Annotated in this window: 19 protein-coding genes; 6 read left to right on the forward strand and 13 right to left on the reverse strand. The window is 72.7% G+C overall.

Annotated elements, in window-relative coordinates; all coding sequences use genetic code 11:
- From G3I54_RS19065 to G3I54_RS19095, 7 genes are all read right to left on the reverse strand, one after another.
- Positions 1–201 (reverse strand): hypothetical protein (locus G3I54_RS19065; protein ID WP_164616072.1); only part of this gene is annotated, 201 nt, incomplete at its 3' end.
- Positions 202–238: 37 nt separating this feature from the next.
- Positions 239–1,081 carry an SDR family oxidoreductase gene (locus G3I54_RS19070; protein ID WP_164616073.1) on the reverse strand — a complete coding sequence of 281 codons (843 nt, stop codon included), beginning with the start codon at positions 1,079–1,081 and terminating at the stop codon, positions 239–241.
- Positions 1,082–1,101: 20 nt separating this feature from the next.
- Positions 1,102–1,842 (reverse strand): alpha/beta fold hydrolase, encoded by a 741-nt coding sequence (locus G3I54_RS19075; protein ID WP_164616074.1) that lies wholly within the window; start codon positions 1,840–1,842, stop codon positions 1,102–1,104.
- A gap of 39 nt (positions 1,843–1,881) precedes the next feature.
- The gene (locus G3I54_RS19080; RefSeq protein ID WP_164616075.1) at positions 1,882–3,183 is read right to left on the reverse strand and encodes a M18 family aminopeptidase; all 1,302 of its coding nucleotides are present in this window, start codon (positions 3,181–3,183) and stop codon (positions 1,882–1,884) included.
- A complete protein-coding gene (locus G3I54_RS19085; RefSeq protein ID WP_164616076.1) occupies positions 3,180–8,852 on the reverse strand; it encodes a MupA/Atu3671 family FMN-dependent luciferase-like monooxygenase in 5,673 nt (1,890 codons plus the stop codon). The genes G3I54_RS19080 and G3I54_RS19085 overlap by 4 nt, the downstream gene beginning before the upstream one ends.
- Positions 8,849–12,184 (reverse strand): type I polyketide synthase, encoded by a 3,336-nt coding sequence (locus tag G3I54_RS19090; protein ID WP_164616077.1) that lies wholly within the window; start codon positions 12,182–12,184, stop codon positions 8,849–8,851. The genes G3I54_RS19085 and G3I54_RS19090 overlap by 4 nt, the downstream gene beginning before the upstream one ends.
- Positions 12,129–13,544 carry an MFS transporter gene (locus tag G3I54_RS19095; protein WP_164616087.1) on the reverse strand — a complete coding sequence of 472 codons (1,416 nt, stop codon included), beginning with the start codon at positions 13,542–13,544 and terminating at the stop codon, positions 12,129–12,131. The genes G3I54_RS19090 and G3I54_RS19095 overlap by 56 nt, the downstream gene beginning before the upstream one ends.
- 82 nt (positions 13,545–13,626) lie before the next feature.
- Here G3I54_RS19095 and G3I54_RS19100 point away from each other — a divergent pair, with 82 nt between their 5' ends.
- Positions 13,627–14,628: a LuxR C-terminal-related transcriptional regulator gene (locus G3I54_RS19100; RefSeq protein WP_164616078.1), complete on the forward strand. Its 1,002-nt coding sequence runs from the start codon at positions 13,627–13,629 to the stop codon at positions 14,626–14,628.
- Between the two features lie 60 nt (positions 14,629–14,688).
- On the opposite strand, the gene G3I54_RS19105 is transcribed toward G3I54_RS19100, so the two are convergent.
- On the reverse strand, positions 14,689–16,359 hold the full coding sequence (locus G3I54_RS19105; RefSeq protein ID WP_164616079.1) for a fumarate hydratase: 1,671 nt from the start codon (positions 16,357–16,359) through the stop codon (positions 14,689–14,691).
- Positions 16,360–16,553: 194 nt separating this feature from the next.
- Between G3I54_RS19105 and G3I54_RS19110 the strand changes: the two genes are divergently transcribed.
- Both G3I54_RS19110 and G3I54_RS19115 read left to right on the forward strand, forming a co-directional pair.
- Entirely contained in the window at positions 16,554–17,249 is a 696-nt protein-coding gene (locus G3I54_RS19110; protein ID WP_164616080.1) for a DUF1707 and DUF2154 domain-containing protein, read from the forward strand.
- Between the two features lie 185 nt (positions 17,250–17,434).
- Entirely contained in the window at positions 17,435–17,806 is a 372-nt protein-coding gene (locus G3I54_RS19115; RefSeq protein WP_096627193.1) for a WhiB family transcriptional regulator, read from the forward strand.
- Between the two features lie 89 nt (positions 17,807–17,895).
- On the opposite strand, the gene glpX is transcribed toward G3I54_RS19115, so the two are convergent.
- Positions 17,896–18,927: a class II fructose-bisphosphatase gene (gene glpX / locus G3I54_RS19120; protein WP_164616081.1), complete on the reverse strand. Its 1,032-nt coding sequence runs from the start codon at positions 18,925–18,927 to the stop codon at positions 17,896–17,898.
- Between the two features lie 157 nt (positions 18,928–19,084).
- Here glpX and G3I54_RS19125 point away from each other — a divergent pair, with 157 nt between their 5' ends.
- The gene (locus G3I54_RS19125) at positions 19,085–19,633 is read left to right on the forward strand and encodes a DUF4245 domain-containing protein (RefSeq protein WP_164616082.1); all 549 of its coding nucleotides are present in this window, start codon (positions 19,085–19,087) and stop codon (positions 19,631–19,633) included.
- Positions 19,634–19,720: 87 nt separating this feature from the next.
- Here G3I54_RS19125 and G3I54_RS19130 read toward each other — a convergent pair whose 3' ends face one another.
- The 4 genes from G3I54_RS19130 to G3I54_RS19145 all read right to left on the reverse strand — a co-directional run bounded on the left by G3I54_RS19130 (position 19,721) and on the right by G3I54_RS19145 (position 23,552).
- Entirely contained in the window at positions 19,721–20,311 is a 591-nt protein-coding gene (locus G3I54_RS19130) for a malonic semialdehyde reductase (RefSeq protein WP_164616083.1), read from the reverse strand.
- 130 nt (positions 20,312–20,441) lie between these two features.
- A complete protein-coding gene (locus G3I54_RS19135; protein ID WP_164616084.1) occupies positions 20,442–20,687 on the reverse strand; it encodes an exodeoxyribonuclease VII small subunit in 246 nt (81 codons plus the stop codon).
- Between the two features lie 66 nt (positions 20,688–20,753).
- Positions 20,754–21,971 carry an exodeoxyribonuclease VII large subunit gene (gene xseA / locus G3I54_RS19140; protein ID WP_164616085.1) on the reverse strand — a complete coding sequence of 406 codons (1,218 nt, stop codon included), beginning with the start codon at positions 21,969–21,971 and terminating at the stop codon, positions 20,754–20,756.
- 126 nt (positions 21,972–22,097) lie between these two features.
- A complete protein-coding gene (locus tag G3I54_RS19145; RefSeq protein ID WP_239144441.1) occupies positions 22,098–23,552 on the reverse strand; it encodes an APC family permease in 1,455 nt (484 codons plus the stop codon).
- A 93-nt stretch (positions 23,553–23,645) separates the two neighbouring features.
- On the opposite strand from G3I54_RS19145, the gene G3I54_RS19150 reads away from it, so the two are divergent.
- Positions 23,646–24,635, forward strand: coding sequence for a 4-hydroxy-3-methylbut-2-enyl diphosphate reductase (locus G3I54_RS19150; protein WP_170994521.1), 990 nt, complete (start codon positions 23,646–23,648; stop codon positions 24,633–24,635).
- Between the two features lie 38 nt (positions 24,636–24,673).
- Positions 24,674–25,426, forward strand: coding sequence for an ROK family protein (locus tag G3I54_RS19155; protein ID WP_164616086.1), 753 nt, complete (start codon positions 24,674–24,676; stop codon positions 25,424–25,426).
- Positions 25,427–25,547: the final 121 nt, after the last annotated feature.

Here is a 25,547-nt window from a genome sequence, read left to right on the forward strand (position 1 = left end):
GACCGGGCGGCGGGCCTCGGCCTCGCGCCGCCGGGCGGCCGCGTCGGACCCGGCCGGGGCGGGCACCCGCTCCGTCCACAGCCGGGTGTGGCGGTCCCCGGGCCACCACAGCTCCGCCGCCGTCGTGAGGGCGGCGGCGAGCGCGGTGTCGGCGACGGTCGGCGGCAGGCTCACCGTCAGGGCGTGATGGGCAGGCGGCACGTACGCAACTCCTCGTACACGGAAGGGAAAACGGCTGTCAGCGGGCGGTGAACCCGCCGTCCACGGCGACCACGCTGCCGGTCACCTGCCGGGACGCGTCCGAGGCCAGCCAGAGCACCGCCTCCGCCACATCGCCCGGCTCCACCAGCGCGTTCATCGGCTGGTCCCGGACGAAGGCCGTCCCGTGCTCGGCGACCGGCACCTCCAGCGAGCGGGCGATCTCCGCCAGCATCCGGCCCTCCATCGCCTCGTCGTCCCGCACCGAGCCCGGACACACCGCGTTGACCCGGACCTTGCGCGGCGCGTAGTCCAGGGCCACCGCCTTCGTGAGGCCCACCAGACCGTGCTTGGCCGCGACGTACCCCGCGAAGTGCCGGTAGCCCACCAGACCCGCCGTCGAGGCGATGTTGACGATCGAACCGGACCCCTGAGCGACCATCCGGCCGCCCACCGCACGGATCGCCCGCCACGCACCGCCCAGATCCACATCGATCATCAGCTGCCACTCGGCCTCGGTGATCTCGTGCGCCGGGCGGCCCGAAGGGGCCGCGATCCCGGCGTTGTTGACCAGTACATCGATCCGGCCGAAGCGCTCCTCGGCCGCCTTGGCCGCCGACTCCAGCGCCGCCAGATCCCGGACGTCGGCCCGCCGGGTCAGCACGGCGGACCCGGCCTCCCGGCAGAGCCGCTCGGTGTGCGCGAGCTGCGAGGCCGAGCCGAGCGGATACGGCACCCCGGGCAGCTCGCCCGCCACGTCCAGCAGCACCAGGTCCGCGCCCTCACGGGCGAGGGCCAGCGCACAGGCCCGGCCGAGACCGCGCGCCGCCCCCGTGACCAGGGCGGTCCGCCCGACGAGCTTCCCGCCGTCGCCCGCGCGCACGGGGCCCGCGCCTTCGCCGGTCACCGGCCCCTCGCCGCGCGCACCTCGGCGGCGACCAGCTCCAGCAGCTCGCCCGGCCGCTCGGTGAGGTACATGTGCCCGCCGGCCGGCTCGGCCACCGTCAGCTTCTCCGTCGTCGCCCGGCCCCACTCGGCCGCCTCCGCCGCCCCGACCAAGGTGTCCTCCCGGCCCCGGACCGAGACGATCGGCACGCCCAACGGCCGGTCCGTGGACGGGACGTACGTCTCGTGGAGCCGGACGTCCGCCCGGAGCGTCGGCAGCAGCAGCTCCCGCATCTCCGGGTTCGCCAGCGCCGGGTGGTCGTACCCGGCGAAGGCCCGGACCCGGGCGGCGAACTCCTCGTCCGGCAGCCCGTCCGCCCGGTCCGTGCGCGGTGTCCAGGGGCCGGGCGCGCCGCTGACGACGAGCGCGTCCAGCCGGACCGCCCCGCCCGCGCCCGACCGCTCGATCCGGTGCGCCAGTTCGTACGCGAGCACCGCGCCCATGCTGTGCCCGAACAGCACGACCGGGCCGCCGCCCCCGCCCTCCGCGCCCAGCGCCGCCGACACCTGCGCGTACGCGTCGTCGACGGCCGGGGCCGCCGAGGTGTACGCCGGCTCGGGGAACCGCTTCTCGCGGCCCGGCAGGGACACCGGGAGGATCCGCAGACCCTCCGGCGCCAGTTTCTGCCAGGGCGTGAAGAAGGAGGGGCCCGCCCCGGCGAAGGGCAGGCAGATGAGGACGGTCTCTTCGTCGGCCACGGTCGTTCCTGTTCTCTTTGCTCCGTTACCGGAGTTCGGTCAGTCCCCGACCATGATCGTGGTGAGGATGGCGGCGAGATGGCCCGGGTCGCGCACCCCGCACAGCTCGCGCGCCGAGTGCATCGAAAGACCCGGCACCCCGACGTCCACCGTGGTGACGCCGAGGCGGGCCGCCGTGAGCGGGCCGATCGACGTACCGCAGGGCATCGCGTTGTTGGAGACGAACGGCTGCCAGGGGGCCCCGGCCCGCTCGGCCGCGGCCGTGAACACCGCGATGCCGGTGGAGTCGGTGGCGTACCGCTGGTTGACGTTCACCTTGACCGTCGGGCCGCCGTTGGGGAGCGGGTGGTGGTCGGGGTCGTGCCGCTCCGCGTAGTTGGGGTGCACCGCGTGCGCCATGTCGGCGGACACACAGAACGCGCCCGCCAGCGCCCGCGACCAGTCCTCGTCGCTGCCGCCGCGCGCCGCCACGGACCGCGACAGGATCCGCTCCAGCAGCGGGCTCTGGGCGCCCGTCTCGGAACCGCTGCCGACCTCCTCGTGGTCGAAGGCGGCCAGCACCGGCACGAAGGAGGGCTGCGTGGAGCCCGTCGCCGCATCCACCAGCGCGGTCACCCCGGCGTGCACCGAGACCTGGTTGTCCAGCCGGGACGCCACGACGAACTCCCGGTCCACGCCCAGGTATCCGGGCGGCTGGATGTCGTGCAGCATCAGGTCCCAGCCGAGCACGTCCGCCGGGTCCTCCCCGGCGGCCGACGCGACCCGGCGCAGCAGCTCGCCCTCCCGCGGGTCGCCCAGCGCCCAGATCGGCGCGATGTGCCGCTGCCGGTCCAGCGCCACGCCCTCGTTCACCGAACGGTCCAGGTGGATGGCCAACTGGGGCACCCGCAGCAGGGGCTCGTCGATCTGGACGAGCAGGCTGCGCGGTACGCCGTCGGGGCCGCGCAGTGCGAGCCGGCCGGAGATGCCCAGATCGCGGTCGAGCCAGGTGTTCAGCGGAACCCCGCCGTAGATCTCCACCCCGATCTGCCGCCAGCCCGAAGTCCCGGTGTCCGGTGCGGGTTTGATCCGCAGGTTCGGCGAGTCGGTGTGGGTGCCGACGATCCGGAACGGGGTGTGGGCGGGCGCGCCCTCGGGGACGTACCAGGCGATCAACGCCCCGGCGCGGCTGACGAAGCAGCCGCCGGTCGCCCCCGTCCAGTCGTCCGTGCCCCGCAGTTCGCGGAACCCGGCCTTCTCCAGACGCTGGGCCGCACTGGCCACCACATGGTAGGGGGAGGGGCTGGCGGCGATGAAGGAGAGCAGGTCGTCGGTGTGGCTGCGGTGGGGGGCCGGAGTCATACGGCGTCCGCCTTTCCGGTGTTCGGCAGTGGCTGAGAGGGTCGCTCCGCGAGGAGTTCCCGCACCGGCCGGTCGGGCCGGGCGCAGAACTCCGCGAGCAGGTCGGTGTACGACGAGAGAAGGTCGCGGGCGGTCGTGTGGTCCCACAGGTCGGTGGAGAATTCCAGGAACGTTCGATAACCCTTCGCGGGGTCACGGCGCGGCGCAAGCCCGAAGCACAGCTCACTGCGGGAAAGCGGCGGTGCCAGATCGGCCACCTCGACCCGGAGCCCGGGTATCTCGATGTCCGTGTCGACGGAGTTCTGGAACGCCAGGACGTGCGGCACCCGGTCGGGGACGCTGACAGCGCCCGCGTCCCGCATCGCCTGCATGATGCGCGCGGTGGGCAGAACATGCGCCATGGCGCCGAGCGCACCCGCGCCCGTACGGACGGCGAGGTCCGCGCAACTCTCGTCAAGATTGGCTGAATCCAGTTGTACGCGGACCATCACCGCTGTGGACGTCATCGCCACGAGCGACTCCGACGCGGTGCCCTCCCGGTTGGCGTACGGAACGCTCAACAACGTGTCCGGTTCTCCCGACAGCCGGGTCAGGAACACCCCGAGCGCCGCCGCCGCGACCGCGAACGGGGTGGTGCGCCGCTCGGCGGCCAGCTCCTCCACCGCCTTCCGCACCGCACCCGACGCGACCCCGCGCACCGTGTCCCCGTGCCCGCTCAGCTTCTGCGGACGCGGCCGGTCCGTCGGTACGGGCACGGCGGACGGCACCCCGTCCAGGTAGCGGGCGCAGAACGCGGCCCGTTCCGCCTCGGCGTCGGGATCGTGGTGCTCGCGCTGCCACCGGGCGTAAGCGGGCGCCTGCATCGCCGGATCGGGCAGACCGTGCGGGACGCCCGCGGCAGCCGCCGTGTACAGCGCCGCGATCTCCGCGAGCAGCACGGACAGCGACCAGCCGTCGGCGCACACGTGGTGCAGGACGAACATCAGCTCCCAGCGGTCCTCCTCGACCCGCAGCAGCCGCACCCGGGGCTGGAGCGACCGGCCCAGGTCGAACGGGGTCGCCGCGTCCGCCCGGCACAGGGCGTCCGCCCGAGGACGCCGCTCGGCGGCCGGCAGCCCCGTCAGATCCTCCACCGGCAACGCCACCGGCCCCGCCGCCAGCACCTCCTGCCACCAGGGCCCGTCCGGCGCGCCCTCCTGCGTGAACCGGGTCCGCAGCGCGTCGTGCCGGGCGATCACCTCGGCGACGGCGGACCGCAGAGCCGCCGGATCCAGTGCCCCGGTGAACGTGATCCGCGTCGGTACGTTCCAGACGGCGGGGTCGGGCATGGTGTGGTGCCCGGCGATCATCCGGGCCTGCTGGTCGCTGACGGGGGCGCGGTCGACGACGGCCGCTTCCGCCGCCAGGGGATCCTCGCCCGCCAGCTGCTCGGTCATGGCCCGCAGGGTGGCGTCGGCGAAGAAGTCCGCCAGCGGGTAGTCGACGCCGAGCGTGTCCCGGACCCGGTTCACGAGGCGGATCGCGGCGATCGAATTGCCGCCCAGGTCGAAGAAGTTGCCGTCGGCGGGGGCGTCGCGCAGACCGAGGACGGACTCCCAGACCTCACGGAGCAGGGCGGCGGTGGTGGTGGCCCCGGGGGCCGCCGCGACCTGCTGCTCCGCGCCCGGGTCCGCCTTCGGGTCCACCGGCACGTCCGCCCGCGGGCCCGTCAGCGTGTCCAGCTGCTCGTCCAGCTCCGCGAGATACCCCTCCGCCGTCGCCGCGTCGAACAGGTCCGCGTCGTGGCGCAGCCGCAGCCGCAGGCTTCCGTCCCGGCGCTGGGTGGCCATCAGCGCCAGCTCCAGCGGCGCCGACTCCGTTCCGGCCGCCACTTCCTCCGTACGCAGCCCGGGTAGATCTATTCCGGCCAACGCCGCGCGGTCCAGATCGACCGAAACCGTCACCAGCGGCCGCGGATTCCCCGGGTCCGGATGGACGGCGGCCAGCAGCGCGTCCAGGTCCACCCCGCTGTGCTCGTCCGCCGCGAACAGCGCCCGGCCGGTGTTCCGTACGGCCTCCGCCGGCGGGGTCGCGTCCGTGGCGGACAGCGGCAACGGCAGCAGCGCCACATGGAAGCCGACCGCGTCCGACGTCTCCGGCCGACGCCGCCCGAACGTCGTGCCCAGCAGGAACGCGTCCTGCCCCGACCGCCGCCGCAGCACCAGCTGCCAGGCCGTGCACAGCGTGGCGAACAGGGTCACCCCCTGCTCGCCGCTCCACTCCCGCAGCCTCTCCGTCCGCTCCCGGCCCACGGTCCGGGCCACCGCCCCGCCGCGCCCCGCCACCCGACGGCCGCGCGGCCGGTCCGTCGGCAGGGCCGGCACCGGCGGGCCCTCGCCCAGCAGCTCGCGCCACCAGTCCAGGTCGGCCGGGTCGTACACGGGCTCGGGGGCCCCGACGGTCGTCCCGGCGGGCCGCTCGAAGACCGGCGGGCGTCCGGCGCGAGCCGCCGTGTACAGCTCCCGGAGGTCACCGGCGACCAGCGCCGCCGAGTGCGCGTCCGTGATGATGTGGTGCATGCCGAGGACCAGGACATGGTCGTCCTCGGCCAGCCGGAGCAGCCGGGGCGTGAACAGCGGCCCCTCGGCCAGGTCGTAGGCCCGGCCGCTCTCCTCGGAGAGCAGCGCCCCGATCGCCTGCTCGGCGTCCTGCCCTCCGGCGTCGGTGACCGTCAGCGGGATCCGGAGCCCTTCCCGGACGACCTGGACGACACCGGACTCCTCCTCGCCCCGGAACACCGTCCGCAGCCCCGCGTGCCGCTCGACCAGCCCGTCGACCGCCGTCCGGAGCGCCGGCACGTCCAGCGGCCCGCGCAGCCGTACGGCCTGGGTCTCGTTGTACGCCGCCGGGTTCCGCATCAACTGCGCGGCCAGCCACAACCGCCGCTGCGCCGAGGTGGCGGGCGCGACGGTGTCCCGGCCCTTCCGTCCCCCGGCCTCCCGCTCCTCGGCGTCCCGTCCCCGCGCGTCCCGCTCCTGTGTGCGGCGGCGCAGCAGGTCCAGGCGTTCCAGCCCCGACCGCAGCCGCTCCCGGTCCATCCCGAAGTCGACCAGCGCGGCGATCTCGTCCACGCCCGCACCATGCAGCGCGTCGACGAACGGCGCGACGCTCGACGGCGTACCGATCAGGGCCCGCTGGTCGCAGTAGCGGTCGTAGGCCCGGCGGAACAGGTAGTCCAGGTCCTCCTCGCTCGCCGCCGCCACGTCCTCACGCCGCTGCCCCGCCGCCGTGGCCGCCGAGCGCATCAGCAGCGAGGACCGCAGATAGCGCACCATCGGCTCCAGCGCCTCGGCCCGGGCGGTGGCGTGGTCGTCGCCGAGATACGTGTGCACCAGCACCGTCACCCGCCCGGCCGCCGGGTCGAGCCCGCACGCCGCACGCGTACGCCGGTAGTGCGCGATGTTCTCGGCCAGCTCGTCCACCGTCTGGCTCATCAGATTGGTGACGACGCCGAGGCCGCGCCGGGCCGCTTCCTCGTACGAGGCACGCTGCCCGGAGGTGGCCAGGAAGAACGGCGGCTCCTCCTGCACCGGGCGCGGGCGGATCCGGATCTCGGCCTCGGCGCCCTCGCCCGTGCGCCGCCGCACCGCTTCTCCGCGCCACAGCCGGCGCACCTCGTCGAGGTGGTCGAAGGCGATCCGCCGCCGGTCCGCGAACCGGTCCGGGTGCAGGGCGAAGTCCCGGGCGTGCCAGCCGGTGGCGCAGCCGATGCCGACCCGGCCGCCGGAGAGGTTGTCGACCACCGACCACTCCTCGGCGACCCGCACCGGATCGTGCAGCGGGAGGACGACCGAGCCCGCGTTGATCCGGACGTGTTCGGTCTCCCGGGCCACGGCGGCGGCGAGCACCGCGGGGTTCGGGAAGATCCCGCCGAAGGAGTCGAAGTGCCGCTCGGGCAGCCAGAGCGAGGAGAAGCCGTGCGCGTCGGCGAAGCGCGCGGTCTCGAAGACGGTGTCGTACGCCTCCGGGGTGCCGCTCCCGGCGGCCTCGGCGGCCTCGGCGGTCTCCGGGTAGTCACCGAAGAAGTAGAGGCCGAAGTCGGGTGCGGGGCGCGGTACTTCGGGCCGCTGCACGGCGGCGGTCGTGGGGCGGGCGGACCGGGGGAAGAACCCGCCGTCGCGCAGCTCCCGCAGCGAGCCCTCCACCGCCTCCGCGACCCGGTTCACGTCCTCCTCCGTATGGGCGGTGGAGAGATAGAAGCTGCGCCACTCCCATACGTACACACCGCGCAGTTGGAGGTGGTGGTAGAGCAACTCCAGGTCGGCGCGGTGCTTGAAGCGGAACATCGACCCGAAGTGGGTGAGCTCCAGCGGGAATTCCTCGTCGCGGAAGAAGGCGTTGAGCCGGTCCGCGAGCGCCTGCGTGCGGGCGTTGAGTCCGCTCTGGAGCCCGGGCCCCTGATCGGTGAGGTGGGTGAGGACCGCGCGGGCCGCCGCCATCGACAGCGGATGCTGCATGTACGTGCCGCCGATGAACGTGGTCTCGCGCGAGGGCCCGCCCGGCTCCCCGTACCGCCAGAACCCGCCGTCCACCCCGTCGAGCAGATCCGCCCGCCCCGCCACCGCGCCGATCGGGAAGCCGGCCCCGAGCGCCTTGCCGTACGTGGCCAGGTCCGGGATCACCCCGAAGTGCTCCTGGGCGCCGTGCTGATGGGGGCGGAGCCCGGTCAGCATCTCGTCGAAGAGCAGCACGATGCCCCGGCGGGCGGTGAGTTCACGCAGCGAGCGCACGAACTCCACCGGCCGCAGGCCCGGGTTGCGGCACTGCACGGGCTCGACGAGCACGGCGGCGATCGTGTCCCCGAGGGAGTCGATCGTCTCCAGAGCCTCCGCGCTCCCGTACTCCAGCACGATCAGCTCCGCCACCGCGCTGTCCGGGATGCCCCGCGACACGGGCACGGCGTGCTGACCGGGACCGCCGGGGCGGCCGAGGACGGAGTCGATGTGCCCGTGGTACGAGCCCCGGAACATGACGACCTTGTCGCGCCCGGTCGCGGCCCGCGCCAGCCGGATCGCCGCCGAGTTCGCCTCCGTACCGGACGAGGCGAAGGCGACCCGTTCCATGCCGGTCAGCGAAGCGAGGAGGGCGGCCGCCTCGCCGGTGTCGGGGGACCGGGGGCCGAAGCGCAGGCCGTCGGAGAGATGGCGGCGCACGGCCTCGGTGACGGGCTCCGCCTCATGGCCGAGGAGCAGCGCGCCGAAGCCCATGGTGATGTCGGTGTAGGTGTTGCCGTCCACGTCGGTGAGCCGGGAGCCGTGCGCGGAGCGGGCCGCGACCGGGTAGAGCATCTCCTTGGTGGCGTCCCGGAACCCCACGACGGCCCGGCTGTCGGCGAGCACCGAACGGTGCCGCTGGGCCAGCTCCTTGGAGGTGCGGGTGCGCTCGGTGAACCGGCGGATCAGGGACGCGGTGTGGGCCCGCTGCGCCGCGTCGGCCCCCGCCCCGGCCATTCCGCCCGCCGCGTCGACGACGAGACGAGGGCCGTGCGCGGTCTCGGCGGCGGGTTTCGCCTTCTCCGCCGGGGCTTGGCCCCGGGCCGCCGCGAGCTGGTCGGTGAGCCTGCGGGACAGTTCCGCCGCTCTGGCCACGGCGTCGGCGGACGCACGCATGGTCGCGCTCGTCGCGCTCATCGCGTCTCCGTCCCGGTGCGGGCGGTCAGCAGCGCGACGGCCTCGGAGAGCTGGGTGAGCATCGCGGCCTGGGTCTCGGCCAGTTGACGTATCTGCTCGGAGAGAGCGGCGACCTCGGCCCGGGTGGCGTATGCCGGCTCGCCGGAGGCGGGCGCGGGCGCGGAGGCCACGGCGACGGAAACGGGCGCGGGTACGTGCGCGACAGGCGCGGGCGCGGGTATGCGGGCGGCGGGCGTCGGCTCCACGGATATCGCGGGCGCTTTCCGCCCGGCTATCAGCTCGGCCGTCAGCCGGGGTGTGCCCGCCTCCTCCAGGATCTCCCGCATGCTGATCTCCGTGCCGAACTCGGCCTCCAACTGCCGCACCATCCCGATGAGCTGGAGCGAGTCCGCACCGAGGCCGACGAAGGTGCGGTCGGCGGCCACCTCGTCGGGCCGATGCCCGAGATGGCGCGCGGTCAGCTCCAGCACCCTGTCCAGTACGGCCTGTTCGGTCATGCGGTCCTCCGTGAGCGGTGTACGTGGTGTCGTGCGTGGTGTACCTGGTGTACGTGGTGTGAGGGGCGCCGGGGGTGTGTACGGGGCCGGGCCCCTCCAGTGGGAGCGGCGTCGGAACGGGTACGTGGGCAGCCGGACGCGCCGGCCGCCGCAGCCGTCGAGCAGTGCGGCCCAGTCCACCCCGGCCCCGGCGCAGTGCAGCGCGGCCACCGCCCGCTCCCACTGCCGCGTCGGTACGCAGACCGCGTCCGGCAGCGACCGGCGGACCATCCCCGTCAGCACGGCGGACGGGCCCAGCTCCAGCAGCGGCGCGGCTCCGGGCGAGGGCGATCCGGCGGTCGAGGGTTCGGCGGTCGAGGGTTCGGCCGGCGGGGATCCGGCCAGCCGGTCCAGGACGGCGGCGAAGTCGGCCGTACGACGGGCCTGCGCGACCAGGTACGCGGCGTCCGGCCGCCACCCGGCGGGGCGGACCGTGCCGTCGATTCCATCGACGAACTCCGTGTGCAGCGGCCGCAGTTCCGTCTTGTCGGCCAGCACCCGGAACTCCTCCAGCGCCGGGTCGAGCAGCGCCGTGTGGAACGCCCGGTCCACCGCCAGCACCTCGTACGCCTCACCCCGCGCCGCCAGCAGGACCTGCGCCGCGTCCACCGCCTCCGGAGGGCCGCCCAGCACATGGTGGGCCGCGCCGTTGACCACGGCGAGCTCAAGACCGGGCACCGCGGCCAGCAGCTCCCGCACCCGGCTCCGGGGGACGAAGGCGGAGACCATCGCGCCCGGGGCCGACCGCTCCTGCATCAGCCGCCCGCGCCCGCACACCAGCCGCATCGCGTCCTCGGTGTCCAGCGCCCCGGCCACGCACAGCGCCGCGTACGAGCCGACGCTGTGCCCGGCGACCCGGGCCGGAGTGATCCCGAGCCGCTCCCACATCCGGGCCTGGGCGATCTGGAGGGCGAACAGGGCCGGCTGCGCGAAGGCGGTGTCCCACCGCTCGGGCCCCCGCCCGTCGACGATCCGGTCCAGGAAGTCGCCCCGCCCGGTCTCCTCCGCGTACACCCGGGCGCAGGTCTCCAGCACCTCGGCCACCACCGGGAAGCGCGCGGACAGTTCCGCGCCCATGCCCGGGTACCCGCCGCCCTGGCCGCTGAACAGGAACACCGGCCGGCGTACGGAACCGGCGACCCCGGTCGTGTACGCCTCGCCCGCCGGCGCCCCGGACAGGAACGCGTCGAGACCGGCCACCGGGTCCGCGGCCGTCACGACCAGCCGGTGCGGCAGGAGCCGCCGCCCGAGCGCGGTCGTGGTCAGCAGATCGGCGGGGGAGGGGGCGGTGTACGCCTCGCCCGCCGGGTGGTCCGGCCCGCCCGTCAGACGGTCCCGCAGCGCGACGGCGTACGCCCGCAGCGCGTCCTCGTCCGCGGCCGAGAGCGGCAGCAGCGCGGGCACGGGTCTCTCCGGGCTCGCGGCGGGCACGGCCTCCGGCGCCTGTTCCAGGATCACATGGGCGTTCGTACCGCCCATGCCGATGGAGTGCACACCGGCTCGCCGCACGCCCGCCAGCGGCCAGGCCCGCTCCCGTACCGGCAGCAGGAACGGGCTGTCGTCCAGCGCCAGCGCCGGGTTGGGCCGGGAGTAGTTCACCAGCGGCGGGACCACCCCGTGCCGCAGCACCTCGACGGCCTTGATCAGCCCGGCGAGCCCCGCCGCGCTGTCCAGATGGCCGATGGCGGGCTTGGTCGAGCCGAGGGCGCAGAAGCCGGTCCGGTCGGTGTGCGCGCGGAACGCCTCGGTCAGGGCGGCGAACTCGATCGGGTCGCCCTTCAGCGTGCCCGTGCCGTGCGCCTCCACATAGCCGATCGACGCCGCGTCCACGTCCGCCGCGCGCAGCGCCCCGAGCACCGCGTCCCGCTGCCCGGCGACCCCGGGCGCGGCGAACCCCCCTTTGTCCGCCCCGTCGTTGGTGACGGCCGAGCCCAGGATCACCGCGTGCACGGTGTCGCCGTCCGCCAGCGCCCGCTCTAGCGGTTTGAGGAGGACGGCGGCGGCCCCGTTCCCGCCGACCGTGCCGTCCGCGCCCGCGTCGAAGGCCCGGACCGTGCCGGTGGGGGAGAGCGTGGAGCCCTTCACCGGGAGCTGGCCGGTGACCTGCGGCAGATGCAGGGCGGCGGAGCCGACCAGCATCAGGTCCGCGTCCCCGGCGCGCAGTGCCTGGCAGGCCAGGTGCACCGAGACCAGGGCGCTGGAACAGGCCGTCGACACGGTGAGCGCCGGACCCGTCAGGCCGAGCCGGAAGGCGGCCCGGGTGGCGGTGAAGTCGGTGTAGTTACCGACCTGGACCTGCTTGGCGGTCATCCAGTCGCCCGATCCGGCCTCCGCCGCCAGGTTCGCCGCCAGATAGCTGTGCAGCGAGTACAGGCGATAGCCGGAGCTGCCGTACACCCCGATCCGTACGGAGCCGCCGTCGCCGCCGCCGCCCGCGTAACGGTCCCCGCCACCTGCGTAGGCCTTCTCGCCGCCCGCGTAACCCCCGTCCTCCAGGGCGTGGAAGCAGCACTCCAGGAACAGCCGCTGCTGCGGATCGGTGAGTTCCGCCTCGCGCCCGCTCATCCCGAAGAACCCGGCGTCGAAGCCGTCCACCCCGGTCAGTAGCCCGCTCGCCCCGCCGAACCCCGGCCGCTCGTACGCCGCCGCCGGGATGCCGGCCGCGGCGAACTCGGCCCGGGTGAACCGGTGTACGCGGCCGGTCCCCGTCCGGATGTCGCGCCAGTACGCCTCGGGAGTGTCAGCCCCGGGAAACCTCAGCGCCGTCCCGATCACCGCGATCCGGTCGTCTCTCAACGGCTTCTTCCTTTCGCAGCCCCGCCCGCCCCGTACGCTCCGCCCGCCGCAGCCCCGCCACCCTCAGCAGGAACACCACGGCGACGACGATGGCGGCGCCGTGGGACCAGCCCACCACGGCCAGCGGGGAGAACCGGTCGAGGGCCGCCGCCACCAGGATCATGCCGACGCCGAAACCGAGGTTCTCGAAAGTGGCCGAAAGACCGAAGGCGTGACCGCGCAAGGTGGCCGGAAGTGTTTGGAGATGCGAGGTGTACGCGACCTCGGTGAGACCGTCCGCGGCCCCCGCGATCAGCGCGATCACCGCCGTCACGGCCAGCGGGAACCCGGCGAAGGCCGCGATGAACGCCGCCGACATCACCACCGTGCCGTAGCCGAATCCGAGCGCCCCCACGGAGCGTCCGGTGCGCTGCGCGTACCGCTGGATCACCTGCTGGGCGCCGATGTTGCCGAGCGCCCACACACACCAGAACGCACTGACGAACACCGCCGGATTCGACGCGTCCAGCGAGGTGGAGTAGATCGGCAGCGCCGCGTTGTGGGACGAGGAACCGAACGCGTCGACCCCGCGCAGGGCCACCATCAGGCCCAGGCCGGGCGCGGCGGCGAGCGCGACGAAGGCCACGGGCCGCCACCGCGGCCCGCTCTTCTCCCTCTTCTCCGCCTGCTCGCTCTTCCCGGCCTTCCCGGCCTTCTCGGCGCCGGGCGCCCCGACCGCGCTCGCCGCCCCCTTGCCGCCCGCGATCGGCAGCAGGGCCACCGTGACCGCGCAGACCACGAACGTCGCCATGTCGAGCAGGAAGGCCGCGGTGTACCCCACGAGGGACACCACCACGCCCGCCGAGGCGAACCCCGCCACCATGGCCAGCGAACGCCCGGTGATCGAAAGAGAGTTGGCCCAGGCCCTGCGGTCCTCGCCGACCATCTCCGGGATCGAACTGCGCAACGCCACCATGAACAGCGTCCCGCACGCCCCGATCACCACCGAGACGGCCATCAGCGCCCCGGTCACCAGACTCTCCGGCGCCAGGATGAGCACCAGCATCACGGAGCCCTGTCCGACATTCGCCCACAGCATGATGCTTTTCGCGCTGAACCGGGCGAGCAGACCGCCCACGACCAGACCGGCGACGAATCCGGAGGCGAGCCGCACCGCCATGAACAGCCCCATGGCCAGCGCCCGGCCCGTCGTCTCGTAGACGAAGAGATTGAGCGCCACCATATTCAGGAATGTGCCGTAGGAAGACACCGCGTATCCGGCGACGAGGAATCGGAAACGGCGCTCGGAGACCGCGGTGTCCCGGTCCTTCCCGGTACCGCCGTCCGCCTCGTTCGCCTTCGGCCCGTCCGCTTCGTCGATTCCTGATGTCACCCGCACATACTCGTCGAGCACGGGCGCCGGGCGGAACGCTGCCGATTGCACAAAGGTAATCTGCATCCTTGTGAAGGACGATCATTCCCCCTCACCGGTATGTGATTGCCGTAAATCACCCTCGGACCGGTCGATACCGGAACAACCCTGCGAGGCGGCGCTCGCGGCCTATCGCCGTGCGCTGACGGAGGGCAGCCTCCCGGCCGGCGCCGCGCCCCGCTGCCTGCGCTCCCTGCATCTGATGGTGGCCGACCAGGAGTCGCCCGGCGACCTCATCCCCGTACCACCGGAGACCGCCTCGTTCGCCGCCCTCGCCCCGATCGAGGAGGCGATCGTCGAGCAGCGCCGCACGCTGCGCTCCGCCCGCGCCACTCTCGCCGCCTTCGAGGGCCTCTACACCGAGATGCACCGGCGGGAACGGCCCGCCCTCACCCGGCTCTCCGGCCAGGCCGTCATCAGCAAGGCCCTGGACGCCGGGGTCAGCGGCTGCCGCGCCGAGGTCCGCACCGCCCACCCCGGCGGCGGCCGCCCGGCCCACATCCTCCAGGAGTCGCTCCCGCGCGACCTGGGCAACCTGCGCCGCGGCATCCGGCAGCGCACCCTCTACCAGCACACCGTCCGCTCGGACCGCACCACGCTCGCCTACATCGAGCAGGTGACCGCCGAGGGCGCCGAGATCAGGACGCTGGCCGAGGTCGTGGACCGGTTCATCGTCTTCGACCGGGACCTCGCCTTCATCCCGTTCTCCGACGAACCGAACAGCGCCCTGCGCGTCCAGCACCCGTCCCTGGTCCGCTTCCTGGTCCGCCACTTCGACGAGGCGTGGTCCCGCGCGGTCCCGGTCCGCCCCGAACGCGCCCCGCTGCGCACCCCCGTCGTCACCTCCGACCTCCAGCGCGCCATCCTCCAGGCCGTCGTCAACGGCGAGACGGATGCCTCCATCGCCCGCCGGATCGGCATGAGCCGCCGCAGCGTCGCCGAGCACATGCGCAAGGTCTCCGAGCAGCTCGGCAGCAACAGCCGGGCGCAGCTGGGCTATCTGGTCGCGACATCGGGCCTGCTGGACGGCTGAGGACGCGCGGGAGGGCCCGTCCGCACGGACGGGCCCTCCTCCTGCGCGTACGGGACGGGGTCAGCCGAGGCCCGGGCCCCGCACCGGAATGCTGGTGAACGTCGGCGCCGGGGCGGGCTCGGTGAAGAAGTCGTTGCCCTTGTCGTCGACGACGATGAACGCGGGGAAGTCCTCGACCTCGATGCGCCAGACCGCCTCCATGCCGAGCTCCTCGTACTCGACGACCTCGACCTTCTTGATGCAGTCCTGCGCGAGCCGGGCCGCCGGGCCGCCGATCGAGCCGAGGTAGAAGCCGCCGTGGGAGCCGCAGGCGTCGGTGACCTGTTTGCTGCGGTTGCCCTTGGCGAGCATCACCTTCGAGCCGCCCGCCGCCTGGAACTGCTCCACGTAGGAGTCCATGCGGCCGGCCGTCGTCGGGCCGAAGGAACCGGAGGCGTACCCCTCGGGCGTCTTCGCCGGGCCCGCGTAGTACACCGGGTGGTCCTTCAGGTACTGCGGCATCTCCTCGCCCGCGTCCAGGCGCTCCTTGATCTTGGCGTGCGCGATGTCACGGGCCACGACCAGCGGGCCGGTCAGCGAGAGGCGGGTCTTGACCGGATACTTCGTCAGCTCGGCCAGCACCTCGTCCATCGGCCGGTTGAGGTCGATCTCCACGACGTCCCCGCCCGCCTCGTCGAGGTGCTCGTCGGTGGTGTCGGGGAGGAAGCGCGCCGGGTCCTTCTCCAGCTGCTCCAGGAAGACGCCCTCGGCGGTGATTTTCGCGGTGGCCTGGCGGTCCGCCGAGCAGGACACGGCGATGGCGACGGGCAGCGAGGCGCCGTGCCGGGGCAGCCGCACCACGCGCACGTCGTGGCAGAAGTACTTGCCGCCGAACTGGGCGCCGATCCCGATCTTCTGCGTCAGCTCGAAGACCTTCTCCTCCAGCTCCTTGTCCCGGAAGCCGTGCCCGGTGGGGGAGCCCTCGGCGGGCAGCTCGTCCAGGTAGTGCGCGGAGGCGTACTTCGCGGTCTTCAGCGCGAACTCCGCCGACGTGCCGCCGACCACGATCGCCAGGTGGTACGGCGGGCAGGCCGCGGTCCCGAGCGAACGGATCTTCTCCTCCAGGAACTTCATCATGGAGGCCTCGTTCAGGACGGCCTTCGTCTCCTGGTAGAGGAACGACTTGTTGGCCGAGCCGCCGCCCTTCGCCATGAACAGGAACTTGTACGCGCCGCCGTCGGTGGCGTACAGCTCGATCTGGGCCGGGAGGTTGGAGCCGGTGTTCTTCTCGTCCCACATGGTCAGCGGGGCCATCTGCGAGTAGCGCAGGTTGAGCTTGGTGTACGCGTCGTAGATCCCGTGCGACAGGGCCTCCTCGTCACCGCCCTCGGTCAGCACGTTCTGCCCGCGCTTGCCCATGACGATCGCCGTACCGGTGTCCTGGCACATCGGCAGCACGCCCGCGGCGGCGATGTTCGCGTTTTTCAGGAGGTCCAGCGCCACGAACTTGTCGTTGGAGGACGCCTCCGGGTCGTCGACGATCCGCCGCAGCTGCGCCAGGTGGGCCGGGCGCAGATAGTGCGAGATGTCGTGCATCGCCTCGGCGGCCAGCGTGCGCAGCGCCTCCGGGTCGACCTTGAGGAACGTACGCCCGTCGGCCTCGAAGGTGGAGACGCCCTCGGCGGTCACCAGACGGTACGGCGTGGTGTCCTCCCCCAGGGGGAGCAGATCGGAGTACGCAAACTCTGCCATGACGGCCATTCCTCACTCGGCGACGGCGGCTGACCTCCCTCGGGCAGCGCATCCACCAGGGTAGAGCGCCCCCTTCCGGAGGATCCTGTGAGGTAAGGCTCACCTGGACGTTCCGCCGCGGAGGCCGCCGGAGGACCGGGGCACGCCGCGTCGAGGGGTAGTCGCGATCTATCGCGTTTGGGTACGCTGGGCCGGTGGACCTAGAGAAGCAGCCCCAGCAGCCTGTCGCGCCGGCCGTCCCGCCGCCCGCCGAAGTCCTGGGCGGCGATGGCATCCGCGCCTCCGACGCCGACCGTGACCGGATCGCGGACATCCTGCGGGAAGCGATGGCCGAGGGCCGCCTGACGGCGGACGAGCACGCGGAGCGCATCGACCTGGTCTACCGGGCCAAGACCGTCGGCGAACTCCAGCCGCTGGTCCGGGACCTGCCCGTGTCCTCCGGCTCCACCGCCGAAAACCCGGGCCCGCGCCCGTACGGCTATGGCCCCGAGGCCCCGGAGGGCCCCGCGGACAATCTCGTCGCGGTCTTCAGCAGCTCGGTCCGCAAGGGGCGTTGGCGGGTCGGCGGCCGGACGAACGCCTTCGCGCTCTTCGGCAGCGTGGAGATCGATCTGACCGAAGCGCTTTTCGGCCAACGCTTCACCGTCATCAATGCGACGTCCATCTTCGGCAGCGTCGAGGTCCGAGTCCCGGAGAACATCTCACTGCGCGGCAACGGCACCGGTGTGTTCGGCGGTTTCGAGGTGAAGTCGCTCGAATCGGCGGATCCGGAAGCGCCGGTCGTCGTGGTGAACGGCTACGCCGTGTTCGGGAGTGTGGAGGCGAAGCCGAAGCGGGGAAAGTTCGTCGCGGATCTCCAGCGGCGGTTGCGCAAACATCTCGGCCACTGAATCGGCCATGGATATACAGCAGGGCTGACGATCTCCGGTAATCGGTAATCGGCCAGAATGCCGCGGGGGCGCATTGCGGTGCGTCGCGCGCCGGTGCCACTCAGTGCATAGGCGTACGCACAGCGGGTAGGGAGTGCTGCATCGTCTCTCGCTCGCGAAGCCGTAGCCGTCGTCAGGAGTAGACCGTGCTGCAACCGCCGCATCAGCCTCTGCAGGTCGCCGCCGTTCCGGCCCAGCGGACCCCCGCTCGGGAGGACGATGCGGGCCCCTGGCATTCCGAGGCGGCCTGCCGCCGTGACGAGGCGGGCCTGTTCTTCGCCCCGTCGAAGGAGCCGACCGCCGCCCGGCTGGCCCGCGAGGAGGCCGCCAAGCGGGTCTGCGCCCGGTGTCCGGTCATGGTGGAGTGCCGGGAGCACGCGCTGATGCAGCCCGAGCCGTACGGGGTGTGGGGCGGGCTCACCGCGGCGGAGCGCCGGGTGGCGCTGGCCCGGCGACGACGGCGGGACATCGAGCTCACGGCCGCGACGACGGCCGAGCACATAGCCGCGGCGGGCTGAACGCACACGCGTATACGCAGAGGGGGTGCGGGGAGCGTCGATTCGCTCCCCGCACCCCCTCTGCGCGCCCTTCGTGCCCCGGCCGTGGACTACTTCGCGCGGTCGAAGTCGATGGCGCTGTAGGCGCGCAGCTTCGACAGCCGGTGGGTCGAGGAGATCGTCCGGATCGTGCCGGACTTGGACCGCATCACGATCGACTCGGTGGTCGCCGTCTCCGCGCGGTACCGCACACCGCGCATCAGCTCACCGTCGGTGATCCCCGTCGCCACGAAGAACACGTTGTCGCCGCTGACCAGGTCGTCGGTCGACAGCACCCGGTCCAGGTCGTGGCCCGCGTCCAGCGCCCGCTGCCGCTCGGCCTCGTCCTTGGGCCAGAGCTTGCCCTGGATGACGCCGCCGAGGCACTTTATGGCGCACGCCGAGATGATGCCCTCGGGCGTCCCGCCGATGCCCATCAGCAGGTCGACGCCGGTGCCCTCGCGGGCCGCCATGATCGAGCCCGCGACATCGCCGTCGGAGATGAACTTGATCCGCGCGCCGGTCTCCCGGATCTCCTTGACGATGCCCTCGTGCCGGGGGCGGTCGAGGATGACGACGGTGACGTCCTCGGGCGTGGAGTTCTTCGCCCGTGCCACGCGCCGGATGTTCACCGACACGGGCGCGTCGATGTCGACGAAGTCCGCCGCCTCGGGCCCCGTGACCAGCTTGTCCATGTAGAAGACCGCGGACGGGTCGAACATCGCGCCGCGGTCGGCCGCCGCCAGCACGGCGATGGCGTTCGGCATGCCCTTGGCGTTGAGCGTGGTGCCGTCGATCGGGTCGACGGCGATGTCGACCTCGGCACCGGTGCCGTCGCCGACCCGTTCGCCGTTGAACAGCATGGGGGCTTCGTCCTTCTCGCCCTCGCCGATGACGACGACGCCGTTCATCGAGACGGTCGAGACGAGGGTCCGCATGGCCTTCACGGCGGCGCCGTCGGCGCCGATCTTGTCGCCGCGGCCCACCCAGCGCCCGGCCGCCATGGCGGCGGCCTCGGTGACCCGGACCAACTCCAGGGCCAGGTTGCGGTCGGGGGCCTCCGGGGAGACCTCCAGTTGGGACGGCAGATGATGCTCGGACATCGGAGCGCACCTTTCTGTACGGCGACGACCGGATATGAGGGTGCTGTGACTCTATCGGTAGGTCGATAAAATGAGCAGGGCGGGTCACGCATGAGCACCCCGGTGTCCCGGCCGTGACCGGTACCCTGCGGCCGGGCGTGTCAGGCCGCGTGCCACCATGGATGCCGTGGCAAGCAAGCGAGGCAAGCAGACAGTCCGGGACATGTTCCTGTCGACTTTGGTGATCGCCGCCTGCGCGGGGGTCATATACCTCTTCATCCCGAAGGACGAGCACGCCGACCCGATCAAGGCGGTCGACTTCACCGTGGAGCTGGCGACGGTACGCACCGCCGCCCCCTACCCGGTGGCCGCGCCGGAGGGCCTGCCGGAGAAGTGGAAGGCGACCTCCGTCCGGTACGACGAGGCCGAGGGCAAGTCCTGGCACCTGGGCTTCCTCGACGCGGACCGCAAGTACGTCGCGGTCGAGCAGTCCACCGCCGCCGCGCGCACGTACGTCCCCGAGGTCAGCCAGAAGGCCGAGAACACCGGGCGGACGGAGACGGTGGCGGGCCGGGAGTGGCAGGTCTGGGAGGGCGCGAAGTACAACGCCCTCGTGCTGCCCGGGAAGGGCCACACCACGGTGGTGACCGGCTCGGCGCCGAAGGAGAGCCTGGTCGAGATGGCCGCCGCGCTGAAGACGACGCCGCCCGCGACGCCCGCTTCCTGACGCGCGTACGCGAAGGGGCCCCGGAACACGTGGTGTTCCGGGGCCCCTTCGCGTCGGGCGGGAGCCGCGCGGGCTCGGCCGTACGACTCAGACGGTGGTGACGACCTCGTCGAAGGAGAGGCGCGGGCTGCGCGGGAACCAGGCGTCCTCGCCCGGCTTGCCGATGTTGACGACCATCAGCGGCGTGTGGTCGTCGTCCAGGAACTCCTTCTGGATGCCCGCGGCGTCGTAGCCGGTCATCGGGCCGGCGGCCAGACCGGCGGCCCGGACGCCGATGATGAAGTAGGCGGCCTGCAGCGCGGCGTTGAGGCCGGCGGCGGACTCGCGGACCGGGCGCTCGGAGAAGAACATGTCCTTGGCCTGCGGGAAGTGCGGGAGCAGCGCCGGGAGCTCCTCGTGGAACTCGTTGTCGGCGGCCAGGATCGCGACGAGCGGGGCGGTCGCGGTCTTCGGGCGGTTGCCTTCGGCCATGTGCTGCACCAGGCGCTCGCGACCCTCGGCGGAGCGGACCAGCACGACGCGCAGCGGCGACTGGTTGAAGGCGGTCGGGCCGAACTTGACCAGGTCGTAGATCGCCTGGACCTGCTCGTCGGTCACCGGCTCGTCGGTGAAGGTGTTGGCGGTGCGGGCCTCACGGAAGAGGAGGTCCTGGGCGGCGAGGTCGAGAACGAGGGACATCTGGTGCAAACCTTCCGAACGAACGCGGTGGGGAGAGCTCGAAGGTACTCCAGAGATAGGTTAACTTTCAACTAAAAGCGGCGATGAGTGATCCATTGCACAATGCAGCTACTTCGTGCGAGGCCTGGGCTCAGCCCTCCTCGGCGCCCTCCGGGCGGGCCAGAGCCGCGTCCAGCCGGGCACGGGCGCCCTCCAGCCAGTGCCGGCAGACCTTCGCCAGCTCCTCGCCCCGCTCCCACAGCGCCAGCGACTCCTCCAGCGTCGTGCCGCCCGCCTCCAGCCGGCGCACGACCTCGATCAGCTCGTCGCGCGCCTGCTCGTACCCGAGCGTGCCCGTGGCGGCGGCAGTCGCCGCCGTGCCGTCGTCGTCCGTCATGTGATCCACCCTAAATGTGAGCTGTTACGTCATCGTGGGCACGGCCCCGGCCGCCGGTCGGCCGGCTCATCCGGCCCCGTCCACCCGCACCGTGAACTCGCCGTCCGACACCCGCGCCCGCAGCGGCTCGCCGGGCGCCCCGGCCTCCTCGGGGGAGCGCACCACATGCCCGTCGGGCCGCTGGAGCACCGCGTACCCCCGCTCCAGCGTGGCGGCGGGCGAGAGCGAGACGACCCGGGCGAGCGTGTGCGACAGCTCCGAATCGGCCCGGTCCAGCAGATGGCCCAGCACCCGGCGGCTGCGCCCGAGAAGCGCGTCCACCTCCGCCTCGCGCTCGTCCACCAGCCGCTGGGGCCGCTCCATCGCCGGGCGGCCCAGCGCGTGCGCGAGCCCCCGCTCCTCGCGGTCCAGCAGCCCCCGTACGGTCCGCAGCGCCCGGTCCCGCAACTGCTGTACGCGCTCCAGCTCCTCGCCCACGTCGGGCACGACCTTCTTGGCCGCGTCCGTGGGCGTGGAGGCCCGCAGGTCGGCGACCAGGTCCAGCAGCGGCGAGTCCGGCTCATGGCCGATCGCGGAGACCACCGGCGTACGGCAGGCGGCCACGGTCCGGATCAGCTGCTCGTCGGAGAACGGCAGCAGATCCTCCACGCTGCCGCCGCCCCGGGCCACCACGATCACATCGACCTCGGCCAGCGCGTCCAGCTCCTCGACCGCCTGCACCACCTGGGCGACCGCGTTCACCCCCTGCACGGCGGTGTTGCGGACCTCGAAGCGCACGGCGGGCCAGCGGCGGCGGGCGTTCTCCAGGACATCGCGCTCGGCGGCGGAGGCCCGCCCGCAGACCAGCCCGATGAGCTGCGGCAGGAAGGGCAGCGGCTTCTTGCGGTCCAGGGCGAAGAGCCCCTCGGCGGCGAGCGACTTCTTCAGCTGCTCCAGCCGCACCAGCAGCTCGCCGATCCCGACCGGCCGTATGTCGGTGGCCCGCAGCGACAGCTGCCCCCGGGGCGCGTACCACTCGGGCTTCGCCAGCACGACGACGCGCGCGCCCTCCGTCACCACATCGGCGATCCGGTCGAAGACCTGCCGGAAACAGGTCACGCTCACCGAGATGTCATGGGACGGGTCGCGCAGCGTCAGAAAGACGACCCCGGCCCCCGGCCGCCGTGAGAGCTGGGTGATCTGCCCCTCCACCCAGATCGCGCCGAGCCGGTCGATCCACCCGCCGATGAGCCGGGACACCTCACCGACGGGCAGCGGCGCTTCCGCGGACGTGTTGAGAGCCATACGGGCGAGCGTATCGGCAGCCACCGACAGGACACCCGCCCCGCGCAGGACAGCGGAGAACGCGCGGGACGGCGGCGATGTCCGGGACGACGGCGCCGCCCAGGACAGCAGGGGACACCCGAGGGCTCACCTGCCCGTGCCGCCCGGACCCGCCGCACCGTCCCGGCGGCCCGTCCCCTGCACCGCCAGCACCACGAGCCCCACCCCGAGCCAGCAGAGGCCCACCACCTGGGAGGACGTCGTCGCCTCCACGATGACCGCGACCAGCACCCCCGCGCCCACCACCGGGACGAGGACATGCCGCCACCACACCGGAGGCCCCGCCATGCGGCGTACGGCGAACCAGCCGACCACCGACGCGTGCAGCAGGATGAACGCCGTCAGCGCGCCGATGTCCACCACGGAGACCAGATGGTCCAGGCCGTCGTCGCGCCGGGCCGCCCACACGGCGGCCACCAGCGTCACGATCGCCGCGCCCAGGATCGCCACCCGCGGCACCCCCGAGCTCGGGTCGACCTTCGCGAGGAGGTGCGGCAGCCGCCGCTCCCGGGCCATCGCGAAGACGAGCCGCCCGGCGGCGGCCTGCCCCGCCAGCGCGGCGAACGCCGCGCCGATCGCCTTGCTCACCGCCACCAGGTCGTGCAGCCAGGTCCCCACCGAGGCGTCCACCGCGTCGTAGAACGCCGACCCCTGCGCCGCCGGGTCCGCCGCCAGCTCCGCCGAACTCACCGGCTCCAGCAGCGCCGCCAGGTACGACTGCGCCACGAACAGGACACCGGCCAGCACCAGGCAGAACAGCACCGCCCGCGCCACCTTCGCCGAGCCGCCCGTCACCTCCTCGGCGAACGAGGCGATGGCGTCGAAGCCCAGATAGGAGAGCACGGCGATCGACACGGCACCCAGCACCGCCGCCATGGAGAACCCGGTGTCCCCGGTCAGCGGCGTCAGCCAGCCGCGCTGCGCCCCGTCCCGTACGAGGACGACCAGGGCCGAGACCACGAAGACCAGCAGCACCACGATCTCCATGGCCAGCACCGCGAAACCGACCCGGGCGGCCGCCCGTACGCCCCACAGATTGAGCAGCGTGGTGATCAGCACGGCGATCGCGGTCCACACCCACCGCGAGACCTCCGGGACCAGCGCGTTCATCGCGATCCCGGAGAAGAGATAGGCGACCGCCGGGATCAGGAGGTAGTCGAGCATGGCCATCCACCCGGCGATGAACCCCGGCCCTTCCCCGAGCCCCTTGCGGGCGTACGTGAAGACCGAACCGGCGAACGGGGCGACCCGCACCATCTGGGCGTAACTGAAGGCGGTGAAGGCCATCACCACCGTGGCCACGACATAGACCAGCGCGACCGCCCCGTCGGACTTCGCGTCCAGGGTGCCGAACACCCCGACGGGGGCCATCGGGGCGATGAAGAGGAGCCCGTAGACGACCAGATCCCGGAACCCCAGCGTCCGCCGCAGCTTCCCTTCTTCCGCACCGCTCCCCGAACCACCACCCGGACCACCACCCGGACCACCACCCGGACCGCCGCCCGAACCGTTGCCCGAACCGCTCTCCGACACCGAAGCCATCGCCCCTCCATCACCGTCCGCCACGCTTCACACGCGCACCGCGACCAGTCTCCCGACCCGACGGTCCGCGCGCCCGTTCGGCACGGCCTTACGATGGGACGCATGACTGCAACGCCTGCCCGCCGTGTCCTGCTCGCCGCGCCCCGTGGCTACTGCGCGGGCGTGGACCGTGCCGTGATCGCCGTCGAGAAGGCCCTGGAGCAGTACGGGGCCCCGATCTACGTCCGCCACGAGATCGTGCACAACAAGTACGTCGTGCAGACCCTGGAGAAGAAGGGCGCGATCTTCGTGGACGTCACCGCGGAGGTGCCCGAGGGCTCCATCGTGATGTTCTCCGCGCACGGAGTCGCGCCCACCGTCCACGCGGAGGCCGCCGAGCGCAAGCTCGCCACCATCGACGCGACCTGCCCGCTGGTCACCAAGGTCCACAAGGAAGCCGTCCGGTACGCCAAGGAGGACTACGACATCCTCCTGATCGGCCATGAGGGTCACGAGGAGGTCATCGGCACCTCCGGCGAGGCCCCCGACCACATCCAGCTGGTCGACGGCCCCGAGGACGTGGCGAACATCGAGGTCCGCGACGAGTCGAAGGTCGTCTGGCTCTCCCAGACCACCCTGTCCGTCGACGAGACGATGGAGACGGTGGGCGCGCTCAAGTCGAAGTTCCCCAACCTCCTCTCGCCGCCCAGCGACGACATCTGCTACGCCACGCAGAACCGCCAGATCGCGGTGAAGAAGCTGGCCGAGGAGGCCGAGCTGGTCATCGTGGTCGGCTCCAAGAACTCCTCGAACTCCATCCGCATGGTCGAGGTCGCCCTGGACGCCGGAGCCGACGCCGCGTACCTGGTCGACTTCGCGAGCGAGATCGACGAGGCATGGCTGGAAGGCGTGTCCACGGTCGGTCTGACCTCCGGCGCCTCGGTCCCCGACGTCCTGGTCGACGGGGTCCTGGAGTGGCTCGCGGAGCGCGGTTACGAGGACGTGGAGACGGTCAAGACGGCCGACGAGTCGATCACCTTCTCGCTCCCCAAGGAGCTGCGCCGCGACCTGCGCGCCGAGGCCGCCGCCCTTTCCGCCGAGTAGCCGCGCAAGGGGCCCGGCCTGCCCGTACCGTGGGTTCCATGGAGATCTTCGGCGTGGACATCGGCGGTTCCGGGATCAAGGGTGCTCCCGTGGATCTGGACCGCGGAGACCTGGCGCGGGAGCGCCACAAAGTGCTGACACCGCATCCGGCCACGCCCAAGGGCGTGGCCGACGGCGTTGCCGAGGTCGTGGGCCATTTCGCCTGGTCGGGCCCGGTCGGCATCACCTTCCCCGGGGTCGTCACGGACGGCGTCACCCGCACCGCGGCCAATGTCGACAAGGGCTGGATCGACACGGACGCCCGCACCCTGCTGGGCGAGCGGATCGGTCAGCCCGTCACCATCCTGAACGACGCGGACGCGGCCGGGGTCGCCGAGATGACCTTCGGCGCGGGCAAGGGCCGTACGGGCACGGTCATCCTGCTGACGTTCGGTACGGGCATCGGCAGCGCGGTCTTCACCGACGGCCGGCTCGTCCCCAACACCGAGCTGGGCCACCTGGAGCTGCACGGCCACGACGCGGAGAAGCACGCCTCCACGAAGGCCAAGGAGGACGAGGACCTCAGCTGGCAGCACTGGGCGCACCGGGTTCAGAAGTATCTGCTGCACGTGGAGATGCTGTTCTCGCCGGAGCTGTTCATCATCGGCGGCGGGGTGAGCCGCAAGGCGGAGAAGTTCCTGCCGCTGATCGAGAAGGTGCGGGCCGAGATCGTCCCGGCCCAGCTCCAGAACAACGCGGGCATCGTGGGAGCGGCGATGGCGGCGGCGGGCACGGGGCACGACAAGGGCTGAGAGCCAGGAGGGGGCGGGTGCGGGGCCCGGGGGCGGCGGCTGAACGGGGCAGGCGGCCTCAGGGGCGCTGAGGGCGGCGGGCGGCCGCGCCCGCACCGGCCGTACCGCCCGCCCCGGCCCG

It is taken from the genome of Streptomyces sp. SID14515, assembly GCF_010548505.1.
GTDB lineage: Bacteria > Actinomycetota > Actinomycetes > Streptomycetales > Streptomycetaceae > Streptomyces > Streptomyces caviscabies.